General features: G+C 57.3%; 23 protein-coding genes. 8 read left to right on the forward strand and 15 right to left on the reverse strand.

Annotated elements, in window-relative coordinates; all coding sequences use genetic code 11:
• Positions 1 to 106: 106 nt before the first annotated feature.
• From FD715_RS11670 to FD715_RS11680, 3 genes are read right to left on the reverse strand one after another with little or no spacing between them, the layout of a single operon-like run.
• The gene (locus FD715_RS11670) at positions 107 to 1,279 is read right to left on the reverse strand and encodes a CCA tRNA nucleotidyltransferase (RefSeq protein ID WP_147109769.1); all 1,173 of its coding nucleotides are present in this window, start codon (positions 1,277 to 1,279) and stop codon (positions 107 to 109) included.
• The gene (locus FD715_RS11675; RefSeq protein ID WP_223274844.1) at positions 1,252 to 1,851 is read right to left on the reverse strand and encodes a CoA pyrophosphatase; all 600 of its coding nucleotides are present in this window, start codon (positions 1,849 to 1,851) and stop codon (positions 1,252 to 1,254) included. Before FD715_RS11675 ends, FD715_RS11670 begins: the two co-directional genes overlap by 28 nt.
• The gene (locus FD715_RS11680; RefSeq protein ID WP_147109772.1) at positions 1,844 to 2,830 is read right to left on the reverse strand and encodes an Hsp33 family molecular chaperone HslO; all 987 of its coding nucleotides are present in this window, start codon (positions 2,828 to 2,830) and stop codon (positions 1,844 to 1,846) included. The genes FD715_RS11675 and FD715_RS11680 overlap by 8 nt, the downstream gene beginning before the upstream one ends.
• A gap of 76 nt (positions 2,831 to 2,906) precedes the next feature.
• Between FD715_RS11680 and FD715_RS11685 the strand changes: the two genes are divergently transcribed.
• Positions 2,907 to 3,344, forward strand: coding sequence for an NUDIX hydrolase (locus FD715_RS11685; RefSeq protein ID WP_147109775.1), 438 nt, complete (start codon positions 2,907 to 2,909; stop codon positions 3,342 to 3,344).
• On the opposite strand, the gene FD715_RS11690 is transcribed toward FD715_RS11685, so the two are convergent.
• On the reverse strand, positions 3,332 to 4,615 hold the full coding sequence (locus FD715_RS11690) for a PP2C family protein-serine/threonine phosphatase (RefSeq protein WP_147109777.1): 1,284 nt from the start codon (positions 4,613 to 4,615) through the stop codon (positions 3,332 to 3,334). The two genes, FD715_RS11685 and FD715_RS11690, sit on opposite strands and share 13 nt — an antisense overlap.
• A gap of 149 nt (positions 4,616 to 4,764) precedes the next feature.
• On the opposite strand from FD715_RS11690, the gene FD715_RS11695 reads away from it, so the two are divergent.
• Complete coding sequence (locus tag FD715_RS11695; RefSeq protein ID WP_147109779.1) at positions 4,765 to 5,097, forward strand: Hpt domain-containing protein; 333 nt, start codon at positions 4,765 to 4,767, stop codon at positions 5,095 to 5,097.
• On the opposite strand, the gene ilvA is transcribed toward FD715_RS11695, so the two are convergent.
• The gene (gene ilvA / locus FD715_RS11700) at positions 5,094 to 6,320 is read right to left on the reverse strand and encodes a threonine ammonia-lyase IlvA (RefSeq protein WP_147109781.1); all 1,227 of its coding nucleotides are present in this window, start codon (positions 6,318 to 6,320) and stop codon (positions 5,094 to 5,096) included. The two genes, FD715_RS11695 and ilvA, sit on opposite strands and share 4 nt — an antisense overlap.
• 117 nt (positions 6,321 to 6,437) lie before the next feature.
• On the opposite strand from ilvA, the gene FD715_RS11705 reads away from it, so the two are divergent.
• On the forward strand, positions 6,438 to 7,655 hold the full coding sequence (locus tag FD715_RS11705) for an argininosuccinate synthase (RefSeq protein ID WP_147109783.1): 1,218 nt from the start codon (positions 6,438 to 6,440) through the stop codon (positions 7,653 to 7,655).
• On the opposite strand, the gene FD715_RS11710 is transcribed toward FD715_RS11705, so the two are convergent.
• The gene (locus tag FD715_RS11710; protein ID WP_189799473.1) at positions 7,648 to 8,334 is read right to left on the reverse strand and encodes an HAD family hydrolase; all 687 of its coding nucleotides are present in this window, start codon (positions 8,332 to 8,334) and stop codon (positions 7,648 to 7,650) included. The genes FD715_RS11705 and FD715_RS11710 overlap by 8 nt on opposite strands.
• Before the next feature lie 141 nt (positions 8,335 to 8,475).
• Between FD715_RS11710 and msrA the strand changes: the two genes are divergently transcribed.
• Positions 8,476 to 9,135 carry a peptide-methionine (S)-S-oxide reductase MsrA gene (gene msrA / locus FD715_RS11715; RefSeq protein ID WP_147109787.1) on the forward strand — a complete coding sequence of 220 codons (660 nt, stop codon included), beginning with the start codon at positions 8,476 to 8,478 and terminating at the stop codon, positions 9,133 to 9,135.
• Here msrA and FD715_RS11720 read toward each other — a convergent pair.
• Both FD715_RS11720 and FD715_RS11725 read right to left on the reverse strand, forming a co-directional pair.
• On the reverse strand, positions 9,132 to 10,007 hold the full coding sequence (locus FD715_RS11720; RefSeq protein ID WP_147109788.1) for a ribokinase: 876 nt from the start codon (positions 10,005 to 10,007) through the stop codon (positions 9,132 to 9,134). The genes msrA and FD715_RS11720 overlap by 4 nt on opposite strands.
• Positions 10,007 to 12,262, reverse strand: coding sequence for an NADP-dependent malic enzyme (locus FD715_RS11725; RefSeq protein ID WP_147109790.1), 2,256 nt, complete (start codon positions 12,260 to 12,262; stop codon positions 10,007 to 10,009). Before FD715_RS11725 ends, FD715_RS11720 begins: the two co-directional genes overlap by 1 nt.
• Before the next feature lie 121 nt (positions 12,263 to 12,383).
• On the opposite strand from FD715_RS11725, the gene mutS reads away from it, so the two are divergent.
• The gene (gene mutS / locus FD715_RS11730) at positions 12,384 to 15,014 is read left to right on the forward strand and encodes a DNA mismatch repair protein MutS (RefSeq protein WP_147109792.1); all 2,631 of its coding nucleotides are present in this window, start codon (positions 12,384 to 12,386) and stop codon (positions 15,012 to 15,014) included.
• 34 nt (positions 15,015 to 15,048) lie between these two features.
• Here mutS and FD715_RS11735 read toward each other — a convergent pair whose 3' ends face one another.
• Together FD715_RS11735 and hrcA are read right to left on the reverse strand one after the other, a co-directional pair.
• Positions 15,049 to 15,612 carry a nucleotide exchange factor GrpE gene (locus FD715_RS11735; RefSeq protein WP_147109794.1) on the reverse strand — a complete coding sequence of 188 codons (564 nt, stop codon included), beginning with the start codon at positions 15,610 to 15,612 and terminating at the stop codon, positions 15,049 to 15,051.
• Between the two features lie 3 nt (positions 15,613 to 15,615).
• The gene (hrcA, locus tag FD715_RS11740) at positions 15,616 to 16,686 is read right to left on the reverse strand and encodes a heat-inducible transcriptional repressor HrcA (RefSeq protein ID WP_147109796.1); all 1,071 of its coding nucleotides are present in this window, start codon (positions 16,684 to 16,686) and stop codon (positions 15,616 to 15,618) included.
• Positions 16,687 to 16,785: 99 nt separating this feature from the next.
• On the opposite strand from hrcA, the gene rph reads away from it, so the two are divergent.
• From rph to hemW, 3 genes are read left to right on the forward strand one after another with little or no spacing between them, the layout of a single operon-like run.
• On the forward strand, positions 16,786 to 17,499 hold the full coding sequence (rph, locus tag FD715_RS11745; protein WP_147109797.1) for a ribonuclease PH: 714 nt from the start codon (positions 16,786 to 16,788) through the stop codon (positions 17,497 to 17,499).
• On the forward strand, positions 17,496 to 18,107 hold the full coding sequence (gene rdgB, locus FD715_RS11750) for an RdgB/HAM1 family non-canonical purine NTP pyrophosphatase (protein ID WP_147109799.1): 612 nt from the start codon (positions 17,496 to 17,498) through the stop codon (positions 18,105 to 18,107). Before rph ends, rdgB begins: the two co-directional genes overlap by 4 nt.
• Positions 18,100 to 19,245, forward strand: coding sequence for a radical SAM family heme chaperone HemW (gene hemW / locus FD715_RS11755; RefSeq protein ID WP_147109801.1), 1,146 nt, complete (start codon positions 18,100 to 18,102; stop codon positions 19,243 to 19,245). The genes rdgB and hemW overlap by 8 nt, the downstream gene beginning before the upstream one ends.
• On the opposite strand, the gene FD715_RS11760 is transcribed toward hemW, so the two are convergent.
• Genes FD715_RS11760 through mnmE form a run of 5 tightly spaced genes read right to left on the reverse strand, consistent with a single transcriptional unit; the run spans position 19,242 to position 24,697 of the window.
• On the reverse strand, positions 19,242 to 20,129 hold the full coding sequence (locus tag FD715_RS11760; protein WP_147109803.1) for a ParB/RepB/Spo0J family partition protein: 888 nt from the start codon (positions 20,127 to 20,129) through the stop codon (positions 19,242 to 19,244). The genes hemW and FD715_RS11760 overlap by 4 nt on opposite strands.
• Before the next feature lies 1 nt (position 20,130).
• Complete coding sequence (locus FD715_RS11765; protein WP_147109805.1) at positions 20,131 to 20,940, reverse strand: ParA family protein; 810 nt, start codon at positions 20,938 to 20,940, stop codon at positions 20,131 to 20,133.
• Positions 20,933 to 21,544: a 16S rRNA (guanine(527)-N(7))-methyltransferase RsmG gene (gene rsmG, locus FD715_RS11770; protein ID WP_147109807.1), complete on the reverse strand. Its 612-nt coding sequence runs from the start codon at positions 21,542 to 21,544 to the stop codon at positions 20,933 to 20,935. The genes FD715_RS11765 and rsmG overlap by 8 nt, the downstream gene beginning before the upstream one ends.
• Positions 21,541 to 23,400, reverse strand: coding sequence for a tRNA uridine-5-carboxymethylaminomethyl(34) synthesis enzyme MnmG (gene mnmG, locus FD715_RS11775; protein WP_223274846.1), 1,860 nt, complete (start codon positions 23,398 to 23,400; stop codon positions 21,541 to 21,543). Before mnmG ends, rsmG begins: the two co-directional genes overlap by 4 nt.
• Positions 23,401 to 23,413: 13 nt before the next feature.
• Positions 23,414 to 24,697 carry a tRNA uridine-5-carboxymethylaminomethyl(34) synthesis GTPase MnmE gene (mnmE, locus tag FD715_RS11780; RefSeq protein WP_147109811.1) on the reverse strand — a complete coding sequence of 428 codons (1,284 nt, stop codon included), beginning with the start codon at positions 24,695 to 24,697 and terminating at the stop codon, positions 23,414 to 23,416.
• Positions 24,698 to 24,704 lie beyond the last annotated feature (7 nt).

Here is a 24,704-nt window from a genome sequence, read left to right on the forward strand (position 1 = left end):
GCGTCACGAAGGACAATCAGCGACGATCAGGCGTCGTTCCAGATCCTTGGTACCATTGCGCTCTCCATCAGGTTCACCTGAGACATAGTGTCAGAGGCGCCAAATGTCACGAGGCGAGCAGCACTTCCTTGGTCGTTGTCAGATCAGAGGCAAGCCAAAGCTGCTTCAACCGCTCAAGCTCAGCCCCAAGCGCAGGGCCGGACAGATGTGGCAAATCCTTGGCAGCAATCGGAAAAACAGCATTGGCACCCATGTCGATCTGGCGCACTACATCGTCGTCGATGGGTGCGCCCGCATAAGCAGCTTTCAGCAATACCGCGCCGCGCGCTGCTGCCGCACCGCCGAGGTAGCCCACCACTTTTGTACTGTACGCAGACACGGCAAGCGTGCGGATCGATTCGAGATGCCGCTGATCGCGACGCGACAGTCTGAGCCGGGCCTCGACCGTATCACCGCCCAGCGCCGCCAGTCGCGCCAACGGATCCGGCTGTGCGCCCGTCAGATCCTCCAGATGGATAAGAGGGCCAAGGAATATTGGTTCTGCGCCAGGTAAGAGGCGCGCAAGGACGCCGGTCTGGTCCATGACCGCAACGGCGGGTGACGGATCAGGCGCTGACAGCAGCTTCATAAACTCAGACCCAACACGTTCTGCAGACAGCGTTTCCAGCCCATCAAGGTTTTCGGAAATGCCGGCCAAGGCATCTGCATCCCAGCCGTTTGCCGGGTCGGCATATTGGGCAGAAAAACGAAAGAAACGCAGCGTGCGCAAGTAATCCTCGCGGATGCGCTGGCCCGCATCATCAATAAAGCGGACACGGCGCACATGGGCGTCATTCAGACCACCCACCGGGTCGATGATTGTGCCCTGCGCATCGGCGTAAAGTGCGTTCATTGTAAAATCGCGCCGCCTCGCGTCATCGGCAACATCGCTGGCAAAGGACACCACGGCGCGCCGACCGTCCGTTTCGACGTCCTTGCGAAAGGTTGTTACTTCAAACGGGTGATCCTGCACCACGACAGTGACAGTGCCGTGGTCGATACCGGTGGGAATGGTTCGAAACCCGGAATCCTTGCACAGGTACATGGTCTGATCGGGCGTTGCATCGGTCGCAATGTCGATGTCAGAGATCGGGACACCCATGATCGCGTTGCGCACGCAGCCGCCAACAAAATAGGCCCGAAATCCCGCGTCCGCAAAGGCTGTGCAAAGTGTTTGCGCCGCAGGATCGGTCAAAAAGGCCGTGTTAGGGTCTAGTCTTGGGGCAACAGGTCGGTCCATGCGCGCAATATACGCGCGGTTGCGCCCCAGATGTAATAGGGGCCGTAAGGCACGGTATAGTACAATCGTTTCTGCCCACGCCAATGACGCGCTTCGACGACAAAATTGTCAGGGCGCAGAACGTGAGACAGCGGAACGCGGAACACCTCTGACACTTCGCCTGCTTCGGGTATCGCATCGAAGTTGCCGTTCACGAACGCGACGACAGGTGTCACCGTGAACGCGGTGACGGTTTCATGGGGCGCGAATGATCCCAGCACTTCGACGTTATGGCTTTGCAGTCCGATCTCTTCATGCGCTTCCCGCAGCGCGGTGGCGACCAGATCAGGATCACCTTCATCCTGCTTGCCGCCGGGAAAGGCGATCTGACCCGGATGATGCTTGAGCGCCGACGACCGCTTGGTCAGGATGAGTTCATACCCGTTTCGACCTTCGATAATCGGCGCAAGAACAGCGGCGGGCCGCAACTTGCGCCCCTCCGGCAGCAAAACGCCCTTGTTCAGGTCGTAGTCGGACGAGGCCGCGCCAGATTGTTCCAGCGCGACCCGTGTTTGGTCGATAAGATCAGGCACTGTCTTGGGATTCCGCCTCAAATCCCACGGTGGCCGGGTCCAGATCGTAATGCGCCCCGCAGAATTGACAGTCTGCCGTAACCCGCCCGTCATCGGTCGTCATCTTTTCGATGTCTCGGGCAGAATAGATCGACAGGCTTTGGCGTACCCGCTCTTCGGAACAGGTGCAGCCAAAGCGGATCGGCTGGGTGTCAAAGACCCGCGGCGTTTCCTCATGAAACAGGCGCAAAAGCAGATCGTTCGGTGGCACTTGCGGCCCGATCAACTCCATCTCTTCGACTGTGTCTAAGAGAATATTTACGCGGTTCCAATTGTCGGACTCGTCACCCTCAAGCAGATCGTCCGACCGCAGCACATCGCCAGTGCCTTCGGATGTCGCGGCAAACGGAGAGGCTTTGGGCATATGCTGCAGCATCACGCCGCCAGCGCGCCAATGCTCGGGCCCGCCTGCTTCGGTGGATTTGCCAAAGCTGAGCTGGAAGCGCGTCGGCAGCTGCTCTGACTGTGCGAAATACGTCTCTGCGCAGGCGGCCAGCGATGTCCCGTCCAGCGGTGTAATGCCTTGATAGGGCGTCATACCGGTGCCTTGGTCGATCATGATGGCAAAGTACCCTTCACCCACCTGATCAAATGGCGCACCTTCTGTCAGACGGTCCCGGTCAAAGCTGGCATAGGCGCGGATACGTGCGATGTCACCTTCTGTCTCTGGCCCATAATAATCGGTCGCGATCATCCGCACGGGCCCCTTCGACTGCACCTGCAGCGACAGCTTCCACCGCAGCTTGATCGTCTGGCCGATCAAGGCGGTCAGCAGCGACATCTCGGCAATCAGCGCCTCGACCTGCGGGGGGTAATCATGTTGTTTCAGGATGCCATCCAACACTCCGTCCAGACGCGCAACGCGTCCGCGGATGTCGGAAGCATCAAGTTGGAAGGGCAGGACGGTATCGTCCCACGCGAGTTGCGAACCGAGTGTCATTGGGGTTTCCTTTGGTGCCAGTCATTGGCATATCGCGACTATATAGGATTGCGGGCAGAAACTGAAAGGGGGGCGCATGATCCGACGTTTCGGCGCACCGCCAGACCTCAATCGCAGGTACAAAATGCGACCGGGCGCCTACGCCATCCTGCATCGCGGACCATCGGTTCTGCTGACATTTCAAAGTCAGCCCGAACCGGAATTCCAGTTGCCCGGTGGCGGCATTGACCCCGGCGAAAGCCCGATTCAGACCCTGCACCGCGAAGTGTACGAAGAAACCGGATGGCATATCGGGTCGCCGCGCAAACTGGGCGCGTTTCGACGCTTCACTTACATGCCCGAATACGACCTGTGGGCGGAAAAGCTGTGCCACATATACCTTGCGCGCCCTGTCATGCGTTTGAGTGATCCGTTGGAGCCAGATCACAGCGTTGTCTGGATGTCTCCTGCGCTGGCAGCAGATGCTGTCTACAACGATGGTGACCGCATGTTTTTGCGCCGTTACTTGGCCTGATCCTCACCGCGGAATTCGAACAGAATACCGGACACATCATCGGGAAAGGTGGTTTCACCAGCAAACTCGGTGAGCCGCCAAATCAGCGCTTCGAAAAAAGCGGGACCGGAGACATCAACCAGATCGCGCATCAAATTGGCAAGTCCAGCCTCTTCAAGCATGTCGCCATCTGTACCGGGGCACTCCGTTACACCGTCGGACAACAGCAGAAGCCGATCACCCGGATTCAACTGCGTTTCGAACTGGGTGAAAGAGATGCCCGACATCAACCCGACAGGAAAACCACCCGGCCCGTCCTGCTCAATCGTGCCATCGTGGCGCTGTATGGCAGGATGCGGGTGACCTGCCTGTGCCATGCGCACATGCCCCGTTTTCAGATCGACATCAGCAAGCAGCAGGGTGAAATAATGCTCTGTCTCCATTTCGTCGAGGACCAAGTCATTCAGCGTCTCGATGACTTCTTCCGGTGGCAGAAATGCGTATGTTCCATCCGCACAACGCCCCAGCGCGACATTCTGATCCGGCGCCGCGGCCGACAGATATCCCGCCAACCGCGCGGTCATCAGCGCGGAACTGATCCCGTGGCCTGACACATCAATGGAAAACAGCCCCAGATGCCCGGCCTGGGCGGGGAAAAAGCCAACAAGATCGCCGCCCACATGGCCGCTGGATTTCAGCATCAAGCTAAGATCACCGCTCTCAAAACACTTGTGACGCTCGCGCACCAAAGACTGCTGCAACTTCTTCGCTTCAAGCAAATCGCTGTCGAGCGAATCGTAGAGCCGTTGCAGCTCGTCCAGAGTGTCGGTGATCAGGCGATTTTTTTCAGTCAATTCGCGTTGCATGTGCAGGATACGCTCACCTGCAGCGATACGCGCGCGCAATTCATGGGCATCGACCGGTTTGGTGACAAAGTCATCTGCGCCTGCCTCAAGCCCCATGGCGATCTCCGCCTTTTCGCTCTTTGAGGTCAGGAGAATGAAATAGCCATATTGATCCTGGCTCAATTCACGAAAGGCAGCACAGAATTCGAGGCCGGTCATCCCCGGCATCATCCAGTCGCTGAGCACCAGGTCGGGCAACACGTCTTCGCAGATTTTCAGCGCCTCTTCGCCAGATCCGGCCTCATACACCTCAAAACCCCAGCGCTTGACCGAGCTGGACAGGATTTTGCGTTGCAAACGGCTGTCGTCGACGATCAGCACACGATGCGTTGCATGCGTGTCGTCGGGGGCAGAAGCCTCCTCCTGCTGGATCAAAGTAACGTTCATGTGCCGCGTATTCCAACTGCTCTGCCGACGGATAGGTCCGGTCGCTTAACACGCGGTGAAGCTAGGCTTTTGATTAGCTAAACCTTTAACGGTCACCGTTCGTTAACGGACACTGTGCTGAAACAAGGCCACAGTGATTGGAGACGGAAATGATTGATTGGGAACGCGTCAACACCTTGCGGGCGGAAATCGGCGAAGAAGACTTTGAAGAGGTCGTACCGCTGTTCATCGAAGAGGTGACAGAAATCATCGACGCTTTACGCGAAGGGCCCGACCTTTCACGGTTGGAAGAAGACCTGCACGCGCTCAAAGGCAGCGCGCTGAACCTGGGCTTTACGGAGTTTTCTACCCTGTGTCACAAGGGAGAGGCGCTTTCCGCCAAGGGCAAGGCCGCCGAAGTGGACGTACCGCGTATCCTGAACAGTTTTGACGCCTCAAAGACCGCGTTCACGTCCGGTCTGGCCGACGGCCAAGCGGCCTAGATCACAAATTGCGCCAGCGTCTCATCATTGGTGATGTCGGTATAGGTAAACCCGCCGGCGTCCAACTCTGACAGGAAGCGGTCGAAGTTTTCCGGTCGCTTTGTCTCTATCCCGATCAGGACAGACCCAAAATTGCGGGCCGATTTCTTCAGGTATTCAAACCGCGCGATATCGTCGTCCGGTCCCAGAATGCTCAGAAAATCCTTGAGCGCTCCTGGGCGCTGCGGCATCCGCAGGATGAAATACTTCTTCACTCCAGAATAGCGCTGCGCCCGTTCCTTGACCTCCGGCAGACGTTCAAAATCAAAATTGCCGCCAGAGGTGACACATACAACTGTCTTGCCTTCGATCTGATCAGCAACATCGTTCAACGCTTCGACGGCCAGAGCGCCAGCAGGCTCCAGTACGATCCCCTCCACGTTCAGCATGTCGATGATCGTGGTGCAGATACGATCCTCCGGAATGTCTATAACATCTGTGGTGTTCGCAGATTTCAAACGCTCAAAGGTGCGCGCGCCGATTGTGGCGACCGCCGCGCCGTCCACGAACGTATTGATGGGTGATACATCCACAGGATGACCGGCTGCAATGGCCCGTGCCAGCGACGGCGCGCCGGACGGCTCCACAAAGGTATAGTTGACCTGATCTTCGAAATAGCTGCGGGTGCCCGCAGACAGTCCACCGCCACCGACGGGCAGAATGATGTGGTCGGGCGCGCGACCCAGTTGCGCCTCGATCTCGACGGCGACGGATGCCTGCCCTTCGATCACATCGTCATCGTCAAAAGGCGACAGAAAATGCCCGCCAGCCTCCGCGCAAAACGACTGGGCAGACGCCAGCGTATCATCGAAGTAGTCACCGATCAGCCGCACCTCGACATGATCACCGCCAAACATCTGGGTCTTCATGACCTTTTGCTGCGGCGTCGTGATCGGCATGAAGATGACGCCGTGCGCCCCGAAATGCTTGCACATGAACGCAACACCCTGCGCGTGATTGCCCGCACTTGCGCAGACGAACACCGCTCCATCCGTCATCACCTTGCGCATTGCATTGAACGCGCCGCGCAGCTTGTAGGAGCGTACCGGGCTCAGGTCTTCCCGCTTGAGCCAGATGTCGGCCTTGAAACGTTCGGACAAGACCTCGTTCCGCAGCAGGGGTGTGGGCGGAAAAACCGCGCGCATGGCCTGTTCCCCCGCGCGCGCATCATCCTGAAAGCTCATCTATTCACCCCTTCGCGGCAATCCCACTGACCTAGCGGCGCGACCATCACGGGTCAATCTTGCCCCTGTGCGCCAAAACAGCTATCGGCAGCCAACTCTTGCAAGGGAAGACTGACGATGAGCGCACCCAAGAAAGTTGTGCTGGCCTATTCCGGCGGCCTCGACACCTCGATCATCCTGAAATGGCTGCAGACCGAATACGGGTGCGAGGTTGTGACCTTCACCGCGGATCTGGGCCAGGGCGAGGAACTGGAACCGGCACGCGCCAAGGCGGAGATGATGGGTGCCACGTCCATCTATATCGAGGATCTGCGTGAAGAATTCGTGCGCGACTTTGTTTACCCGATGTTCCGCGCCAATGCGCTGTATGAGGGCCTGTACCTTCTGGGTACGTCCATCGCGCGCCCGCTGATTTCAAAACGCCTCGTCGAAATTGCAGCCGCCGAAGGCGCGGATGCCGTTGCTCACGGTGCTACAGGTAAGGGTAACGATCAGGTCCGCTTTGAACTGGCTGCCTATGCACTTAACCCCGATATCAAGGTGATCGCGCCTTGGCGGGAATGGGACCTGTCCAGCCGGACCAAGCTGATCGATTTTGCAGAGAAAAATCAGATTCCGATCGCCAAAGACAAGCGTGGTGAAGCGCCGTTCAGCGTAGACGCCAACCTGCTGCACACCTCATCCGAGGGCAAAGTGCTGGAAGATCCGGCCGAGGACGCGCCCGACTATGTGTATCAGCGCACGGTGAACCCCGAGGATGCGCCGAACACACCCGAGTACATCGAAGTCGGGTTCGAGAAGGGCGATGCAGTCTCTATCAACGGCGAAATGATGTCTCCAGCCACCGTTCTGACCAAATTGAACGAGCTCGGCGGAAAGCACGGCATTGGTCGTTTGGATCTGGTGGAAGGGCGGTTTGTCGGCATGAAATCCCGCGGCATCTACGAAACGCCCGGCGGTACCATCTTGCTGGAGGCGCATCGCGGGATCGAGCAGATCACGCTGGACCGCGGGGCCGCGCACCTCAAGGACGAACTGATGCCGCGCTATGCAGAGCTGATCTATAACGGGTTCTGGTTCTCGCCCGAACGCGAGATGTTGCAAGTCCTGATCGACAAAAGCCAGGAGCATGTGACCGGCACCGTCCGCCTGAAACTGTACAAGGGTCTGGCACGTACAGTCGGTCGCTGGTCAGATCACTCCCTCTACTCCGAAGCGCATGTGACGTTCGAAGATGACGCTGGTGCTTATGATCAGAAGGACGCAGCAGGGTTCATCCAACTGAACGCTCTGCGGCTCAAGCTGTTGGCCGCGCGGGACCGTGGGCTCAAGTGATCTTTTGTGTGGCGAGCGCCTCATAGTAGGGCATCGCCGCATCCACTAAATCTGCGTACTTACCCGCTAACTCCGGCAGAGGCTCCTCAGCCTCATCAAATCCGGTTGAGGCATGAACCGCGTTATACCAATGCGCAGCCCACATTCCGTCGTCGGGGTGCCCACCGGCAGGCCATGACAGCATCCTTTCGGTCCAAGAAATGCAGAGTGCGTTGCAAAGCGTCTGTAACATTCCTGCAGGATCAGCGCGGATGTCGCTCGAATCCACAACAATACCTCCGCCAAGCTGGTCAAATATCCGAGCTTGCTGGGCAAAACCCAAATCCTCGAAAAGCGGTGCTTCACGCTTGCGGGCATAACTGGCGACAACCCGTGCCGGGTGCCGGATCAGAAACACGTGCGTGACATGGTTCATCCACTCCGTACTCCATTCATCCAACATGTGGTGGGTCATATGTTTCTGGTAAAAAACAGGCTCTGACACAGGGGAAATAAGCGTTTTCGAAACGCGATCCGGGTCTTGGTCCTGCGTCCGCAACACATCTTCCCGCATCGGATGATCGACGCTCGTTTGCGCGAGATAGGCGGCGTAGAAAGGCTCATCCACCACCCGGCAATCTCCCCGTGCGGCAAAGCTGTACATCATGGCCGTCGACAGGTTGCGGGGGCCGGACCACATGGCAATGCGTTTCGTCATGGCGCGACGCTACGCGGGTTCACGCGGACGGTAAACAATCTCACGCTTGCGCGACCTCTCCGTCCTGTGAGTTGAGCGTCTTGTGCATCGCGTTAACCTTCGTGGGGACAGAGGAGGCATATTATGACATCCGTTCGCACACTCAAAACCGTCTCACTTGGCTTCATGATTGCGCTGGGGTTTCTCGCGCAGGCAAAAACCGGTCACGCGCAGCAACTTGAAACCATCACCGTCGCAGGTGGCTGTTTCTGGTGTGTCGAAGCTGACTTTGAAAAGGTGAATGGCGTGACAGAAGCCGTGTCAGGTTTTGCCGGTGGCACGGTTGCCAACCCAACCTACAAGCAAGTGGTGAAGGGTGGAACGGGTCACTACGAAGCGGTGCAGATCACATATGACCCGTCCAAGGTGTCCGCCGATACGCTTTACAACCTGTTTTTCCGTTCCGTTGATCCTACGGACGCTGGCGGCCAGTTCTGCGACCGGGGTGAAAGCTACCGGACGGCTATCTTCGCCAGCCCGGATCAAAAGGCTGCCGCAGAACAGGCAAAGTCGGACGCGCAGGCGGCACTTGGTCAGACCGTTGTGACGCCCATCCTGAACGCATCAGAATTCTACCCAGCAGACAGCTATCATCAGGACTACTACAAACAAACTGGCATCATCCTGACCCGCTTCGGCCCTAAATCGAAAGCAAACGCTTACAAAGCCTACCGCGACGCATGCGGTCGGGATGAACGAGTGCGCCAATTGTGGGGCGACGCGGCACCGTTTGCTGGGAGCTAACCCAGCTTTGCGTCCTCGATCTCTTTCAGATCGGGGATGACATCGGCAGTTCCCAACCGCGTGACCATAAGCGCTGCGGCCTGTGTCGCGAGATTCAGCGCCTGCTGCATGGGCATACCGCGATCCAAACCAGCTACGAGATAGCCCGTGAACGTATCCCCGGCACCGGTTGTATCGACTGGTGTGACGGGAATTGCCGGAACATGCGTTTCCTCACCTGATCCGTTCAGCCAAAGGCACCCGTTCGAACCCAACGTGACAACGACATCTTCGATGCCCAGCGCATGGACCGGTTTGCCAAGAGCGTCCTCAAGCTGTTCAGCCTCTACCTGGTTCAGCACCAACAAGTCGACGAAGGGCAAAACGTCTTGAACGGCATCCGGGTCGAAGGGTGCAGCAGCATACACCACGCGCAGACCCAACTGCTTGGCGATCTCTGCTGCCTCTCGCTGACCGTTGGTCTCATTCTGCATGATAAACGTGTCGTCCGGCGATGCTTCGGCGAGGGCTTGACCAACAGCAGACGACGAAATCACCCTGTTAGAGCCTGAAAACAGCACGATCTGGTTCTCGCCATCGTCAGCCACCGCGATGTTTGCGTGGCCCGTCGCATGATCGCTCATCACCTCAATGGGGCGCGTGTCCACGCCATATTCCATCAAGCGTTCAACCGTCCATTTCCCCTCAGATCCAACGGCACCGATGTGCGCAACACGGGCCGCCGCGCGGGCAATCGCCACGGACATGTTGGCCCCCTTGCCGCCCAGACCCTGGCTGAACTCCGTCGCGGCCAAAGTCTCACCCGCAGCGGGCAGGTGCGGCACGCGATACACATTGTCGATATTGATGGAGCCGAGGTTCCAGACCGCCATCAGCCCACCTTGCACGCGGCAAGGACCGCCATGTTGAGGATATCATTGGCCGTCGATACGGCCGAACAAATCTGGATCGACCCGCCAACACCGGCGAGGATAGGACCAATCACAGTGGCACCACCCATTTCTTGCATCAGTTTGACCGAGATGCTGGCCGAGTGCCGTGCTGGAACAACCAGGATGTTGGCCGGACCGGTCAAACGCGAGAATGGATAGGCCGCCTGCGCCTGCGCGTTCAGCGCGACATCTACGGTCATCTCACCTTCGTATTCGAAATCGACCCCGCGTTCGTCCAAAACCAACGGCGCTTTGTGCATCTTTTCGGCCCGCTCCGACACCGGGTAGCCAAAGGTCGAGAAGCTGACAAAGGCAACGCGCGGCTCCAGCCCCATGTTGCGTGCGACCGTTGCGGCCTGTTCAGCGATGTCTGCCAGATCCTCTTCATCCGGCCATTCATGCACCAGCGTATCCGCCATGAACACAATGCGCCCTTTCTGGATCAGCGCCGTGATCCCGGCGGTCTTGCTTTTGGGCTGAACGTCAAAGACATGGCCGATCCGGTCCAGGACGTGGGCAGACTTGCGCGTCGCCCCGGTGACGATCCCGTCGCCGTGTCCATGGGCCAGCATAAGGGCCGCAAAGACGTGTCGATCCCGCGCGGCAAGCCGGTGGATGTCCTGCCGATCAAACCCCCGGCGGTTCAAACGGTCATAGAGATGCGATTTGTAAGCATCCAGATGCGTGGTGTTGGCGGCGTTTACCACCTCCAGTTCGCGCACGGCATCGCCAAGGCCCGATTGTTCCAGCTTGGCTTTCACCTCGTCCTGCCGTCCCACGACCAGCGCTTTGCCGAAACCATTGCGTTGGTACGTGACAGCGGCGCGCAACACGCGCGGATCGTCACCTTCGGCAAAGATCATGCGCGCCTGGGCTGCGCGAGCGCGGGCGTTGATTCCGGTGAGGATACTGGCCGTCGGGTCCATGCGGGACTTCAAGCTCAGTTCGTACGCCTCCATGTCGATGATGGGGCGCCGCGCTGCACCTGTGTCCATCCCTGCCTTGGCCACAGCCGGGGGAATACGGTGGATCAGGCGCGGGTCAAACGGTGTCGGAATGATGTAATCGCGTCCAAAGGACAGCGACTTGCCATAGGCCAGCGCCACTTCGTCCGGCACATCCTCGCGGGCAAGCGCGGCAAGGGCGTGGGCGCAGGCGATCTTCATCTCGTCATTGATGGCGCGTGCGTTAATGTCCAGCGCGCCGCGAAACAGGTACGGGAACCCAAGCACGTTATTGACCTGGTTTGGATAGTCGCTGCGCCCGGTCGCGACGATGGCGTCCATTCGGACCTCATGCGCTTCTTCGGGCGTGATCTCGGGATCCGGGTTCGCCATGGCGAAAATCACCGGATTATCCCCCATGCTTTCGACCATCGCAGGCGTCACCGCGCCTTTGACCGACACACCCAGGAAGACATCCGCACCTTTCATGGCCTCTTCGAGTGATCGCAGCTCGGTCTTGACCGCATGGGCCGACTTCCACTGGTTCATACCTTCGGTCCGGCCCTGATAAATGACACCCTTGGTGTCACACACGATGCAATTCTCGTGCCGCGCGCCCATCGACTTGAGCAGCTCGATGCACGCGATACCCGCAGCCCCTGCCCCGTTCAGGACAATCTTTACGTCTTCGATCTTCTTGCCCGAGATATGCAGCGCGTTGATTAGTCCAGCGGCGCAGATTACGGCGGTCCCGTGCTGGTCGTCATGGAAGACCGGGATGTCCATCTCTTCCTTCAGGCGCTGCTCGATGATGAAGCATTCGGGCGCTTTGATATCTTCCAGGTTGATACCGCCAAAGGTGGGACCCATCAGCCTGACCGCCTGACAGAAGGCATCTGGGTCTTCCGTGTCCAATTCAATATCGATGGAGTTTACATCCGCAAACCGTTTGAACAGAACGGACTTGCCCTCCATCACTGGTTTCGACCCCAGCGCGCCCAGATTGCCCAAACCCAGCACGGCGGTGCCGTTAGAAATCACGGCCACAAGGTTGCCCTTGTTCGTGTAGTCATAGGCCGTTTCCGGATTTTCAGCGATCGCTTCACAAGGCACCGCAACGCCGGGGCTGTAAGCAAGGCTCAGATCCCGTTGCGTCGTCATCGGCACAGTGGCCTGGATCTCGAATTTGCCGGGTGTGGGTTCCATGTGGAACGCCAAGGCTTCCTCTGCCGTCACCTTTGTCTTGCTCATTTGCGGTTGTCCTCCCGTCGCACCAAGGCCTCTTAACGTGCCCGGTTCGGCGCCTCAATCGACTTTGGCTTTTACTCGGCTCAGAGCGTTTGTAATGTCGCGCGGCAAACGGGGGAATATCATGTCGGTCACGCCCATGATGGCGCAATATCTCGAGATCAAAGAAGCGCACCCCGGCGCGCTTCTGTTCTACCGCATGGGCGATTTCTACGAGATGTTCTTTGACGATGCCGTCGCCGCGGCCGAGGCTTTGGATATCGCGCTGACAAAACGCGGCAAGCATGACGGCGCAGACATCCCCATGTGCGGCGTCCCGGTCCATTCTGCCGAAGGATACCTGTTAACACTCATCCGCAAGGGCTTTCGCGTCGCGGTCTGTGAACAGATGGAAAGCCCGGCAGAGGCGAAGAAACGCGGATCGAAGTCGGTCGTGAAGCGCGATGTCGTGCGTTTGGTCACGCCCGGCACATTGACCGAAGACACGCTGCTCGAAGCGAGGCGGCACAATTTCCTTGCTGCCTTTGCCGATGTGCGGGGCGAAGGCGCATTGGCCTGGGTCGACATCTCAACCGGTGCATTGTCAGTAATGTCACTTGATTTAACTATGTTAGGGCCTGAATTAGCCCGCCTCGCACCCTCCGAACTGATCGTCACCGATGCGAAGGAGGCCGAGCTACGCCCCTTGGTCGAAGATTTCGGCATTTCGATCACGGCGCTTGGAGGCGCGGCGTTCGACAGCACTGCGGGTGCCAACCGCGTCGGGACGCTGTTCAATGTGCAAACACTCGACGCGTTCGGTACGTTTTCACGGGCCGAGGTTGGCGCTATGGGTGCGCTGGTCGAGTATCTTGAGATCACGCAAAAGGGCAAACTGCCCCTCCTCCGCCCACCCCGGCAAGAGGTTCAAGCGCGCACCGTCCAAATCGACGCCGCCACGCGCCGCAATCTTGAACTGACATCCGCGCTGTCAGGTGGGCGCAGCGGATCGCTTCTGTCAGTAATTGACCAGACTGTCACCGCAGCAGGTGCAAGGCTGCTGGAGCGACGGCTTTCCTCGCCTTCGCGCGTATTAGAGACGATTTCGGATCGTTTGAATGCCGTAGAGTACAGCACCGAGAACACTGAATTTGCACGCGGTACCCGAGAGGCACTCAAGCGTGTCCCGGACATGGATCGGGCATTGTCACGGCTGTCTCTCGATCGGGGCGGGCCGCGTGATCTGGCCGCTTTGCGCAACGGATTGGGTCAAGCACAGGCGCTATTTGATACACAGCCCGATGATTTGCCCGAACTGCTGGTGCGCGCTTACCGGGATCTCGCCGGGCATGCGGACCTCATCGAGCGTTTGGAAAATGATCTGGTTGCCGATCCACCACTTCTGGCCCGCGACGGCGGGTTCATCGCAACCGGATGCGATATCGACCTGGACGAAGCGCGGCAATTGCGAGACGAAGGGCGATCAGTCATCGCCAAGATGCAGCAGGACTATGCCGCCCAAGCCGGCGTTCAATCCTTGAAGATCAAGCACAACAATGTACTCGGCTACTTTATTGAAGTCACGGCGACCCATGCGGACAAGATGATGTCCTCGCCGCTGAACGAAACCTTCATTCACCGGCAAACGACGGCCAATCAGATACGGTTCACGACCGTGGAACTGTCAGACCTGGAAACACGCATCTTGAATGCTGGCGGTAGGGCTCTTGAGATCGAAAAGCGTCTCTATGAAAGCCTGAAAGCGATGGTTTTGGACAACGCGGCCCAAATCAGTCAAACGGCGAATGCATTGGCCGAGATTGATCTCGCCACCGGCTTGGCGACGCTGGCTACGGCCCGGAATTGGACCAAACCTAACCTCGATACGTCTCGCACATTTGAAATTACGGGCGGTCGGCATCCTGTTGTTGAGCACGCACTATCCCAGCAAGGTGGTTCACCCTTCATTGCCAATGATTGCGACCTGAACGCAGAAGATGGTGCTGCGGTTTGGCTTCTGACAGGGCCGAACATGTCGGGTAAGTCGACCTTTCTGCGTCAGAACGCGCTCATCACAATCCTGGCGCAAATGGGCAGTTTTGTTCCTGCACAGTCAGCGTATATCGGGCTCGTCAGCCAGATTTTCAGCCGCGTCGGTGCGTCGGATGATCTGGCACGCGGCCGGTCGACCTTTATGGTCGAGATGGTGGAAACGGCGGCCATTCTGAACCAGGCCGATGATCGCGCGCTGGTGATCCTCGACGAAATCGGGCGCGGCACGGCAACCTATGACGGGCTGTCCATCGCTTGGGCCACGCTTGAACACCTGCATGATGTAAACAAGTCCCGCGCGCTTTTTGCCACGCACTATCACGAGATGACGGCGCTGGCAGGAAAGCTGGACGGAGTGGAAAACGCCACTGTGTCGGTCAAGGAGTGGGATGGCGAGGTCATTTTCCTGCACGAGGTCAAACGCGGTGCCGCGGACAGATCCTATGGCGTGCAAGTGGCGCAATTGGCAGGCTTGCCACCCGCAGTTATTGCCCGCGCACGGGTCGTACTGGACGCATTGGAGTCAGGCGAGCGCGAAGGCGGCGCCACACAAAAGACGCTGATCGATGATTTGCCGCTATTCTCAGCCGCGCCACCGCCGCAACCGGTAAAAATCGAAAAGTCGCCCGTGTTAGAGATGGTCGAGGCAATACACCCCGACGAACTCACACCGCGCGAGGCGCTCGATCTGATTTACAGACTGAAAGACGCGGCCAAAGCCTGACCGCGTCTTCATTGTTCTTTAAATATGCAAAGCCCTAGCTTGCAGGTGTCGATGACACCCCAACCTGAGCGGGACGCAGCAAACGATCGTGCAGCATAAATCCTTCGGCAGAAACCTGGATAATCTCGCCCGCTTTTGTGCCGGGCACAGGGGCTTCGAACATCGCCTGATGATGTTGCGGATCGAAGGTATCGCCAACCGCAGGTGAAATACGCTCAATCCCGTGCTTCTTGAACACGTTCAAGAGCTCGCGCAACGTCAGCTCAACGCCTTCCAACAATGCAGCAGACACCTCGCGCTGTTCATCCGTTGCAGATTCCAGCGCGCGTTTCATGTTGTCGTAGACGGGCAACATGTCTCGGGCCAGCTTGGACCCACCATAGTTTTCGGCCTCGCGGCGATCTTTGTCCGACCGCTTGCGCGCATTTTCAGCGTCAGCCAGGGCACGCATGAACCGATCTTTCAGCTCATCACGTTCGGCCCGCAACTGGTCAAGTTCCAGTGCCTCGTCATCAATCTCTGCCATCTCATCGGCATAGACTTCTTCCTCGGCCATATCGATGTCATCAAGGAATTCGTCGTTCTTCGGCTCAGCCATGTGTCACCTTTCGTTGCGGTCCGTCAGCATCCGCCCGACCAGCTGGGCTGTGTAATCTACAATCGGAACGATCCGGCCGTAGTTCAGCCGCGTGGGACCAATAACCCCAACCGCTCCGATAATCTTTCGGTCCGCGTTCATATATGGGGAAACCACCAAAGAGGAACCCGAAAGTGAGAAAAGTTTGTTCTCTGAGCCAATAAAAATGCGCACACCATCGCCGTCCTGGGTCAGATCCAGAAATTCAGCGATGTCACGTTTACGCTCGAGATCATCAAAAAGGGAGCGGATGCGGTCCAGATCCTCCGCCTCTGTCGAATTGTCGAGCAGATTGGCGCGCCCACGCACGATCAGGCGTTCGGGGGTATCTCCTTCGCCTGTCCACGACGCAAGGCCGCTTTCGACGAGCGCATGCGCAAGCGAATCAATCTCTTGTCGCCGCTCGGCAATCTCGCGCTGCATGATGGTTTTCACCTCACTCAGCGTCCGCCCTTCGATCATCGCGTTCAGAAAGTTAGCCGCTTCGCGCATGGAGGACGGGGTTTGGCCAGGCGGTGGCTGAAACAGCCTGTTTTCGACATGCCCGTCGGCAAAGACCAGAACCACCAGCGCTTGTTCAGGTCCAAGTGGCACAAAATCGAGATGCTTGATCGCCGCTTCGCGCTTTGGTGTCAGCACCAATGATGCACCTTGTGTCACGCCAGACAGCGCGGAACCGACGCGGTCCAGCAAACCGGCCACGTCGCGTTCATTGGTACCAAGGGTCGCGTCGATCTTTTCGCGGTCGGACTCGTCCGGCACACCGACTTCCAGCAATCCGTCCACGAACATCCGCAGTCCAAGCTGCGTTGGGATACGCCCAGCGCTCACATGTGGACTGTCGAGCAGACCCATGAACTCAAGGTCCTGCATCACATTGCGAATGGTCGCCGCGCTGACCTTTTCACTGAAATCACGCGTCAGGGTGCGCGAGCCGACAGGGTCACCAGAATCCAGATACCCCTCGACCACGCGGCGAAACACCTCGCGCGAGCGGTCGTTCATCTCGTCCAGTAGTTTCTGAGTATCGGTCATCGTCAGGTATTAAAGACGTCGGAAATCAAAGGTCAATCGGGGTTGCCTCCGGGCGTGACGCAGGGCTATCCCCGTCGCACACACCAAAAAGGACATCACATGCGCCCCTCCGGTCGAGAACTGAGCGAAATGCGGTCTGTTTCCATTGAAACAGGCTTTACCAAACACGCCGAGGGGTCCGCCCTGATCAAGATGGGTGACACGCATGTTCTGTGTACTGCCACAATCGAGGATCGCGTACCCCCGTTCATCAAGGGGTCGGGTCTGGGTTGGGTGACGGCCGAATACGGCATGCTGCCCCGGGCCACGAACACGCGCATGCGACGCGAGGCTGCGTCGGGCAAGCAAGGCGGCCGGACTGTTGAGATTCAACGCCTGATCGGCCGGTCCCTTCGCGCGGGTGTCGACCGGGTTGCCTTGGGCGAGCGTCAGATCACCGTGGACTGCGACGTGTTGCAGGCCGATGGCGGTACGCGTTGTGCGTCCATCACGGGTGGCTGGGTCGCGTTGCGTCTGGCCGTGAACAAGCTGATGAACGCTGGTGACGTCATCACCGATCCGCTGATCTCGCCCGTGGCTGCGATCAGTTGCGGCATCTATGCTGGTCAACCCGTGTTGGACCTCGACTACCCCGAAGACAGCGATGCAGGCGTCGATGGCAACTTTATCATGACAGGTGACAAGCAATTGATCGAAGTGCAGATGAGCGCCGAAGGCGCAACATTCTCGCGCGATCAGATGAATGCATTGATGGATCTGGCCGAAAAAGGCGTCGGAGAGCTTGTGACGTTGCAACAGGACGCAACTGCATGACCAGACGGTTTGACGGCGACAGGATACTGGTCGCCACGCACAACGCGGGCAAGCTGGAGGAAATGGAACAGCTGTTCCAGCCCTTCGGTGTGTCCGTCGTTGGCGCCAAAGAGATGAACCTGCCAGAACCCGACGAGACGGAAACGACGTTTGTCGGAAACGCGCGGATCAAGGCAAAGGCGGCGGTTGAGGCAACGGGCCTCCCTGCCCTAGCAGATGATTCAGGCATCGAAGTGGATGGCCTGGACGGCGCGCCGGGTGTCTACACCGCGGATTGGGCTGAAACCCCAAACGGGCGCGACTTCATGATGGCGATGACGCGCACGCATTCCGAGTTAGTGGATCGCAACGCGGGAAAGCCCTGGACGGCACGGTTCTGCTCCACACTGGTGCTCGCCTGGCCAGATGGGCACGAGGAGGTTTTTGCGGGTACAGCGGAGGGCACCCTCGTTTGGCCGGTTCGCGGCGCGTTGGGTCATGGCTATGATCCGATGTTCCAGCCACTTGGCCACAACCGTACCTTTGCAGAGATGTCGGCCGATGAAAAAAACGCCATCAGCCATCGGGCGGATAGTTTCAAGAAACTGATCGCAGGTTGTTTTGGCTGAGGATTGGGAAGCTGGCGGTTTCGGGCTGTACGTCCACTGGCCCTTTTGCGCTGCCAAATGTCCCTACTGTGATTTCAACAGCCATGTGACCAATGTGGTCGATCATGACGCTTGGCGCGCTGCGCTTGTTACAGAGGTGGAGCGCGTCGGCGCTTTGACACAAGGCCGCGTCTTGCGGTCTGTTTTCTTTGGTGGTGGCACGCCAAGCCTCATGGAGCCATCCACGGTCGAAGCAATATTGTCCACGGCGGCCAAGACCTGGCCGATTGCCAATGACGTTGAAGTGACGCTCGAAGCAAATCCAACCTCGGTCGAGGCCGATAAGTTCGTCGCCTTTCGCGCGGCAGGCATCAATCGTGTGTCGATGGGGATCCAGGCGTTGAATGATGCGGATCTGCGCGCGCTTGGCCGCCTGCACAGCGCAGCCGAAGGGTTGGCTGCGTTTAACATCGCCAGATCAGTCTTTGATCGCGTGAGCTTCGATCTGATGTATGGACGTCAAAATCAGTCTCTAACGCAGTGGGAAGCTGAGCTTCAGCAAGCGTTGGCGCTCGACCTTGATCACGTCTCTTTGTACCAGCTGACAGTTGAGCCGGGAACAGCATTCGGCGACCGCTACAAACGTGGAAAACTGCGCGGCCTGCCTGATGATGATCTATCCGCTGACATGTATGCGCTCACCCAGGATGTTTGCGCTGCTCACAACATGCCGCGGTACGAAGTGTCGAACCATGCACGCGACGGAGCGGAATCGCGCCACAACCTCATCTATTGGCGATACGGGGATTATGCCGGTATCGGGCCGGGAGCGCATGGCAGGCTTACGCTGAGCGGTACTCGCATTGCGACCGAACAACAGCGCATGCCGAAAATATGGTTGCAGGGTGTCAATCGTGAAACATCCGAGAGGCTCTCTGACATGGATCAAGCCACGGAATATGTAATGATGGGCTTACGTCTGGCAGAGGGTATCGACGTGGACCGGTATACACGGCTTGCCGGGCGCACCTTTCATCCAGATAAACTGGATGAGTTGAGATCCATGGGCCTAATATCGGTGTCGAAAAACAGATTAGTCGTTACTTATCAAGGGTTTAGTCTCCTGAACGGGGTGCTTGGATCACTCCTGAATGACTAAGTTGCGCTCAAGCGGCGGCACAAGTCATCCAACTGGTCCAATGTCTCATACTGCAGCGTCAATATCCCGGCTTCGCCATTCGGCTTATGCGTCAAAGACACTTTCACGCCAGTGGCCGCAGACAGATCGTCTTCTAGAGCGCGCGTATCCGCATCTTTTTCGACCTTCGGTTTTGGTGCGCCGGTGAACACTTTGGTTCCCGGCTCTTCCATTCCCTTCTTGACGAGAGCTTCGGTCGCTCGCACAGAAAGGCCGCCAGCAATCACCTTTTTGGCAAGAGCGACCGGATCGTCTGCCGTGATCAACGCGCGCGCATGCCCTGCGCTCAGCGCGCCATCCGTGACAAAAGCCTGAACAGCTTCCGGCAGTTGCAGCAGCCGTAGCAGGTTGGCAATGTGGCTGCGCGACTTACCCAGCGCTTCCGCCATTTTTTCCTGTGTGTGACCAAACCGATCCATCAGCTGCTTGTATCCTGCTGCCTCTTCAATCGGGTTTAGATCCGCACGCTGGATGTTTTCGATAATCGCGACTTCCAGAACTTCGGTGTCAGTGAAGTCGCGCACGAGAACGGGAAGTTCATGCAATTGCGCCTGCTGCGCCGCACGCCACCGACGTTCGCCTGCGACGATTTCAAAGCTTTCGCCCAACGGGCGAACGATCAGCGGCTGGAGGACACCCTTTTCCTTGATCGACGCAACCAGATCTTCAAGTGGTGCAGCATCAAACTGGCGCCGTGGCTGATTGGGGTTTGGCTTGATTTTCTCGATCGGAATACGCTGCTCACCACCACTCGGTGACGTTGCTTGCGCTGCTGGTTCGTTTACATCCGCCATAAGAGCGGAAAGCCCGCGGCCCAAACCTCGCTTTTTGTCACTGTTCGCCATATCAGGCCCCTACTGCTGTGTTGTTGGCGACCAGCTCTTTGGCCAGATCGCGATAGGCAATCGCGCCTTTTGATGTGCTGTCATAGGCCAGAACCGGCACAGCAAAAGATGGCGCTTCACTCACCCTGACGTTCCGTGGAATCCGCGTCTTAAATACGATGTCACCAAGGTTATCACGCGCGTCCTGTTCAACCTGCTGAGACAAGTTGTTCCGCGCATCATGCATTGTCAGGACCACACCCTCGATCCGCAAATTTGGATTGCCGCTCTGCCGGACCTCTCGAATGGTCAACATCAACTGCGACAAACCTTCCAGTGCAAAGAATTCGCTTTGCAGCGGCACGAGAATGGAATGCGATGCGATCATCGCATTAACCGTCAAAAGGTTCAAAGACGGCGGACAATCAACGAGGATAAAGTCAAATTCATACGCGTCCATCTCTGTTTGACGCAGTGCATCATGAAGAAGGAAGCTGCGCTTTTCGTTTGAGATGAGTTCGATGTCCGCCGAACTCAAGTCCACAGTGGCAGGGACGATCGCCAAATCTTCGATATCAGTGGCAAGAATAACATCTTGCAATGAGATATCACCAAGCAGCAGATCATACGTGGTATGTTCGCGGTCATCCATCTCGATGCCCAAGCCCGTGGATGCGTTTCCTTGAGGATCAAGGTCCACGACAAGAACTCTGTGGCCCAACTCGACCAGCGCGGCTGCCAAATTGATGGTCGTTGTGGTCTTGCCCACCCCACCCTTTTGGTTCGCAACAGAAATAATCTTGGGCCCTGGCGGGCGCGTCGGATCAGACACGCTGGATATCCTTGATCTTTAGGACAACTGCTTCGCTGTTTGTTTTACTTGGCGTTGCTTCATAAGAAAACCGCCAGTTTTCCTCAGCATCAGCAACCTCTTTCTGCCACTGCGCGCCTTTTTGAAAAACGCATAGCCCGTCCTGCGCCAAGTGAAGTTCGGCGAAATGCAACAACGTATCTAAGGGCGCAAGTGCCCGGGCCGATATGGTTTGCGCATGAAGCGGAGAGGCCTCCTCAATGCGTTTAGCGATGACACTTATCGGAACATCCAGTTCGCGCGCGCACGTTCTGAGGAATGTCGCTTTTCTTTGGTCACTTTCGATAAGAGCGCACTCGGCGTTGGTATTGTTCGCTTGAACCAAAATCGCTACCACAACACCAGGCAAACCGCCTCCGCTGCCCAAATCGGCCCATATACCTTCTCTCGGTTCAAATACTTGCACACTGTCCCAAAGGTGCCTGACCTCCAGATCATCAAGCGTTGATTTGGCAACAAGATTGATCTTCGGTGTCCACTTACGGATCAGCTCCGCATATGCCTGTAACTTCTCAAATGTTTCACGTGAAACACTGCTCGAAGCCCACTCCGGAATAGCATTCATGCGGATTTCTTTTCCAGGAACCGGATCCTGCCCAGGATCAGGGCAAGCGCTGCGGGTGTCATACCATCAATACGCCCGGCCTGAGCCAGATCAGAGGGTCGAACCGCAGATAGCTTTGCCTGCAGTTCAGCCGAAAGACCGGAAATGTTTGAATAATCGAAGTCTTCTGGAATTTTAAGCCGCTCATCCTTTCGAAGCTTTTCGATGTCGTTCCGCTGACGCGCGATGTAGTTGGCGTATAGTGCGTCACGAGCCACCTGTTCTTTGATCTCAGGTGCAAAGTCGCCCGCTTCAGGAACCAAGCCCTCAACCTGATCAAAGGTGACATCAGGAAACGCCAAAACCTGAAATGGCGTCCGCTTTGTCCCGTCCTGATTGATCTGAATGCCCTGCTGTGCGATTTGTTTAGGTGTAAACTGGACGCTCTCAAGGCAAGCCCGAAGCCCGTCCAATTCACTGCGCTTTTGAACAAAGGAAGCGTAACGCCCATCAGATACGCACCCCAAGTTGCGACCAAACTCAGTCAACCGCTGGTCAGCGTTGTCAGCACGCAAAGACAAACGGAACTCAGCCCGTGACGTAAACATCCGGTAAGGCTCGGTCACACCTCGGGTCGTCAAGTCATCAATCATAACGCCGATGTAACTTTCGTCTCGCCGGAAATGGACAGGATCCTTGCCCGAAACAGCGCGGGCGGCGTTGATACCTGCGACAAGGCCTTGAGCGGCCGCCTCTTCATATCCTGTTGTGCCGTTGATCTGACCCGCGAGGTAAAGCCCTTTTACATCGCGCACTGCCAAATCTGCGTTCAAAGACCTGGGATCGACATAGTCGTACTCGATCGCGTACCCGGGCTGTAGGATTTCAACATCTTCCAAACCAACGATGGACCGCACGTATTCTGTTTGCACATCAACAGGTAGGGACGTCGAAATCCCGTTTGGATAAATCGTGTGGTCGTTCAACCCTTCTGGCTCAAGAAAGACCTGATGACTATCCTTATCTGCAAAGCGGACAATTTTATCCTCAATCGACGGACAATATCTTGGACCCACACCGTCGATATGTCCGCCATACATGGCGGACCGGCCAAGGTTATCACGAATGATATCGTGTGTTTTGGTGTTCGTATGCGTGATTCCGCATGCGACTTGCTTCAGCGGCGCGGTTGTCGACAGGAAGGAAAACAGGCTGGGTTCAGGATCGGCGTCTTGAACATCCAGAATATCCCACCGAATTGTGCGGCTGTCCAAACGGGGCGGTGTGCCCGTCTTGAGGCGTCCAGTCGGCAGCGAAAAACTGTCAATACGATCTGCGAGAGGAACCGAAGCATTGTCTCCCATGCGACCGCCAGAATACGACGTGTCGCCAATGTGAATGACGCCGCGCAAAAACGTACCTGTGGTCAAGATGACAGCGGAGGCCGAAATTTCACTTTCGTCCCGCAGAATAACGCCCGCCACTGCGTCATCTACCATGTAGAAGTCGATAACTTCACCTTCCACTATGGTCAGATTTTCGGTGTTATCCATGATGCGCAGCATCGTGCTCTGATACACAGCGCGGTCCGATTGCGTACGCGGACCTTGAACTGCGGGCCCTTTTCGCCGGTTTAGCAACCGGAATTGTATTCCTGACGCATCCGCAACACGGCCCATGACCCCGTCCATGGCATCGATTTCACGAACCAGATGCCCTTTGCCTAAGCCGCCGATTGCTGGGTTACACGACATAACACCGATGCCGGACCGTTTCATGGTCACCAGAGCAGTATCAGCACCCATACGCGCTGCGGCATGCGCGGCCTCTGTTCCGGCATGCCCCCCACCAACAACGACGACGTCAAAATGTTTCACGTGAAACACTCCATCACTTACCCAGACAAAAGCTGGAGAATATCTCATCCAGCAGGTTTTCAACATCCACGCGACCGACAACAGCTTCCAAGGATCGAATCGCAACGTGCATTTCGTCTGCTGCGATATCATACCGATCCGGGCCCGCTGCAACCAATGCGGACGCAGAAGATAAGTCCGTCAATGCGCGCTCCATCGCAGACCGATGACGTTCATGTGTTACCAGGCCTGCGGACTGGCTACGCGTAGATAGCTCAGTGGCTATATCATCAACCAGATGGTCAACACCCAACCCGGTCACACCCGAAACTGCAGGAACGTCATCAGCTCTCAGATCCGCTTTAGGCGCGCGCACGACATCCCCGTATTGTACAAGGACAGGCAACTCTTCATCCGGCTCAACGAGAAAAACGCATAAATCCGCGTTTTTCGCTCGCGCAATAGCCCGCGCAATACCTTCGGCCTCAATCTGATCACCCGCCTCACGCAGGCCCGCTGTATCCAGCAGGGTGACAGGCAAACCATTCATATCCATCCGCACCTCGATGACATCGCGGGTCGTACCGGCAATTTCTGAGGTAATAGCGGCCTCTCGCTGCGCCAAAGCGTTCAGAAGTGTTGATTTACCTGTATTGGGTGCACCTACAATCGCGACTTCAAATCCCGACCGGATGCGTTCCGCGGCAGAAAACCCTTTGAGCTGCTCCCGAATACCATCTGTGACCTGCGCCAGCAGGCTCTGAACTTCCGGAGTGACATCAACCGGGACGTCCTCGTCAGCGAAATCTATAGTCACCTCGATCAAGGCCGCTGCTCGGATCAAAAGGCTGCGCCAGGTTTCAATCTGCTCACCAAGCGCGCCGGATACCGTACGCAACGCCTGTTGCCGCTGGGCCTCTGTCTCAGCCTCAATCAAGTCACCCAGGCCTTCGACCTGGGCCAGGTCCATCTTGTTGTTTTCGAGGGCACGACGCGTGAATTCGCCAGGGTCGGCAAGCCGTGCCTCTGTCTTACCAAGCGTGCGCAAAACCGCAGAGACCACGGCAATGCTTCCGTGCAGGTGCAACTCGACCACATCTTCGCCCGTAAAGCTGCGCGGCGCGTCAAAAACCAGGATCAATGCGTGATCCAAGGCTTGCCCGTTTGTATCGCGCAAAACACGGGTCGCCATAGTCCGCGACTGCGGTAGACCGGTGCAAAGCGTTTGCGCTACCTGTTTTGCAGACGGGCCCGAAATACGGACAACCGCAACACCGGCACGCCCCTGCGCCGTGGCGAGGGCAAAGATTGTATCCATCCCTCTA

The sequence above is a fragment of the Tateyamaria sp. syn59 genome (assembly GCF_007995245.1).
GTDB lineage: Bacteria > Pseudomonadota > Alphaproteobacteria > Rhodobacterales > Rhodobacteraceae > Tateyamaria.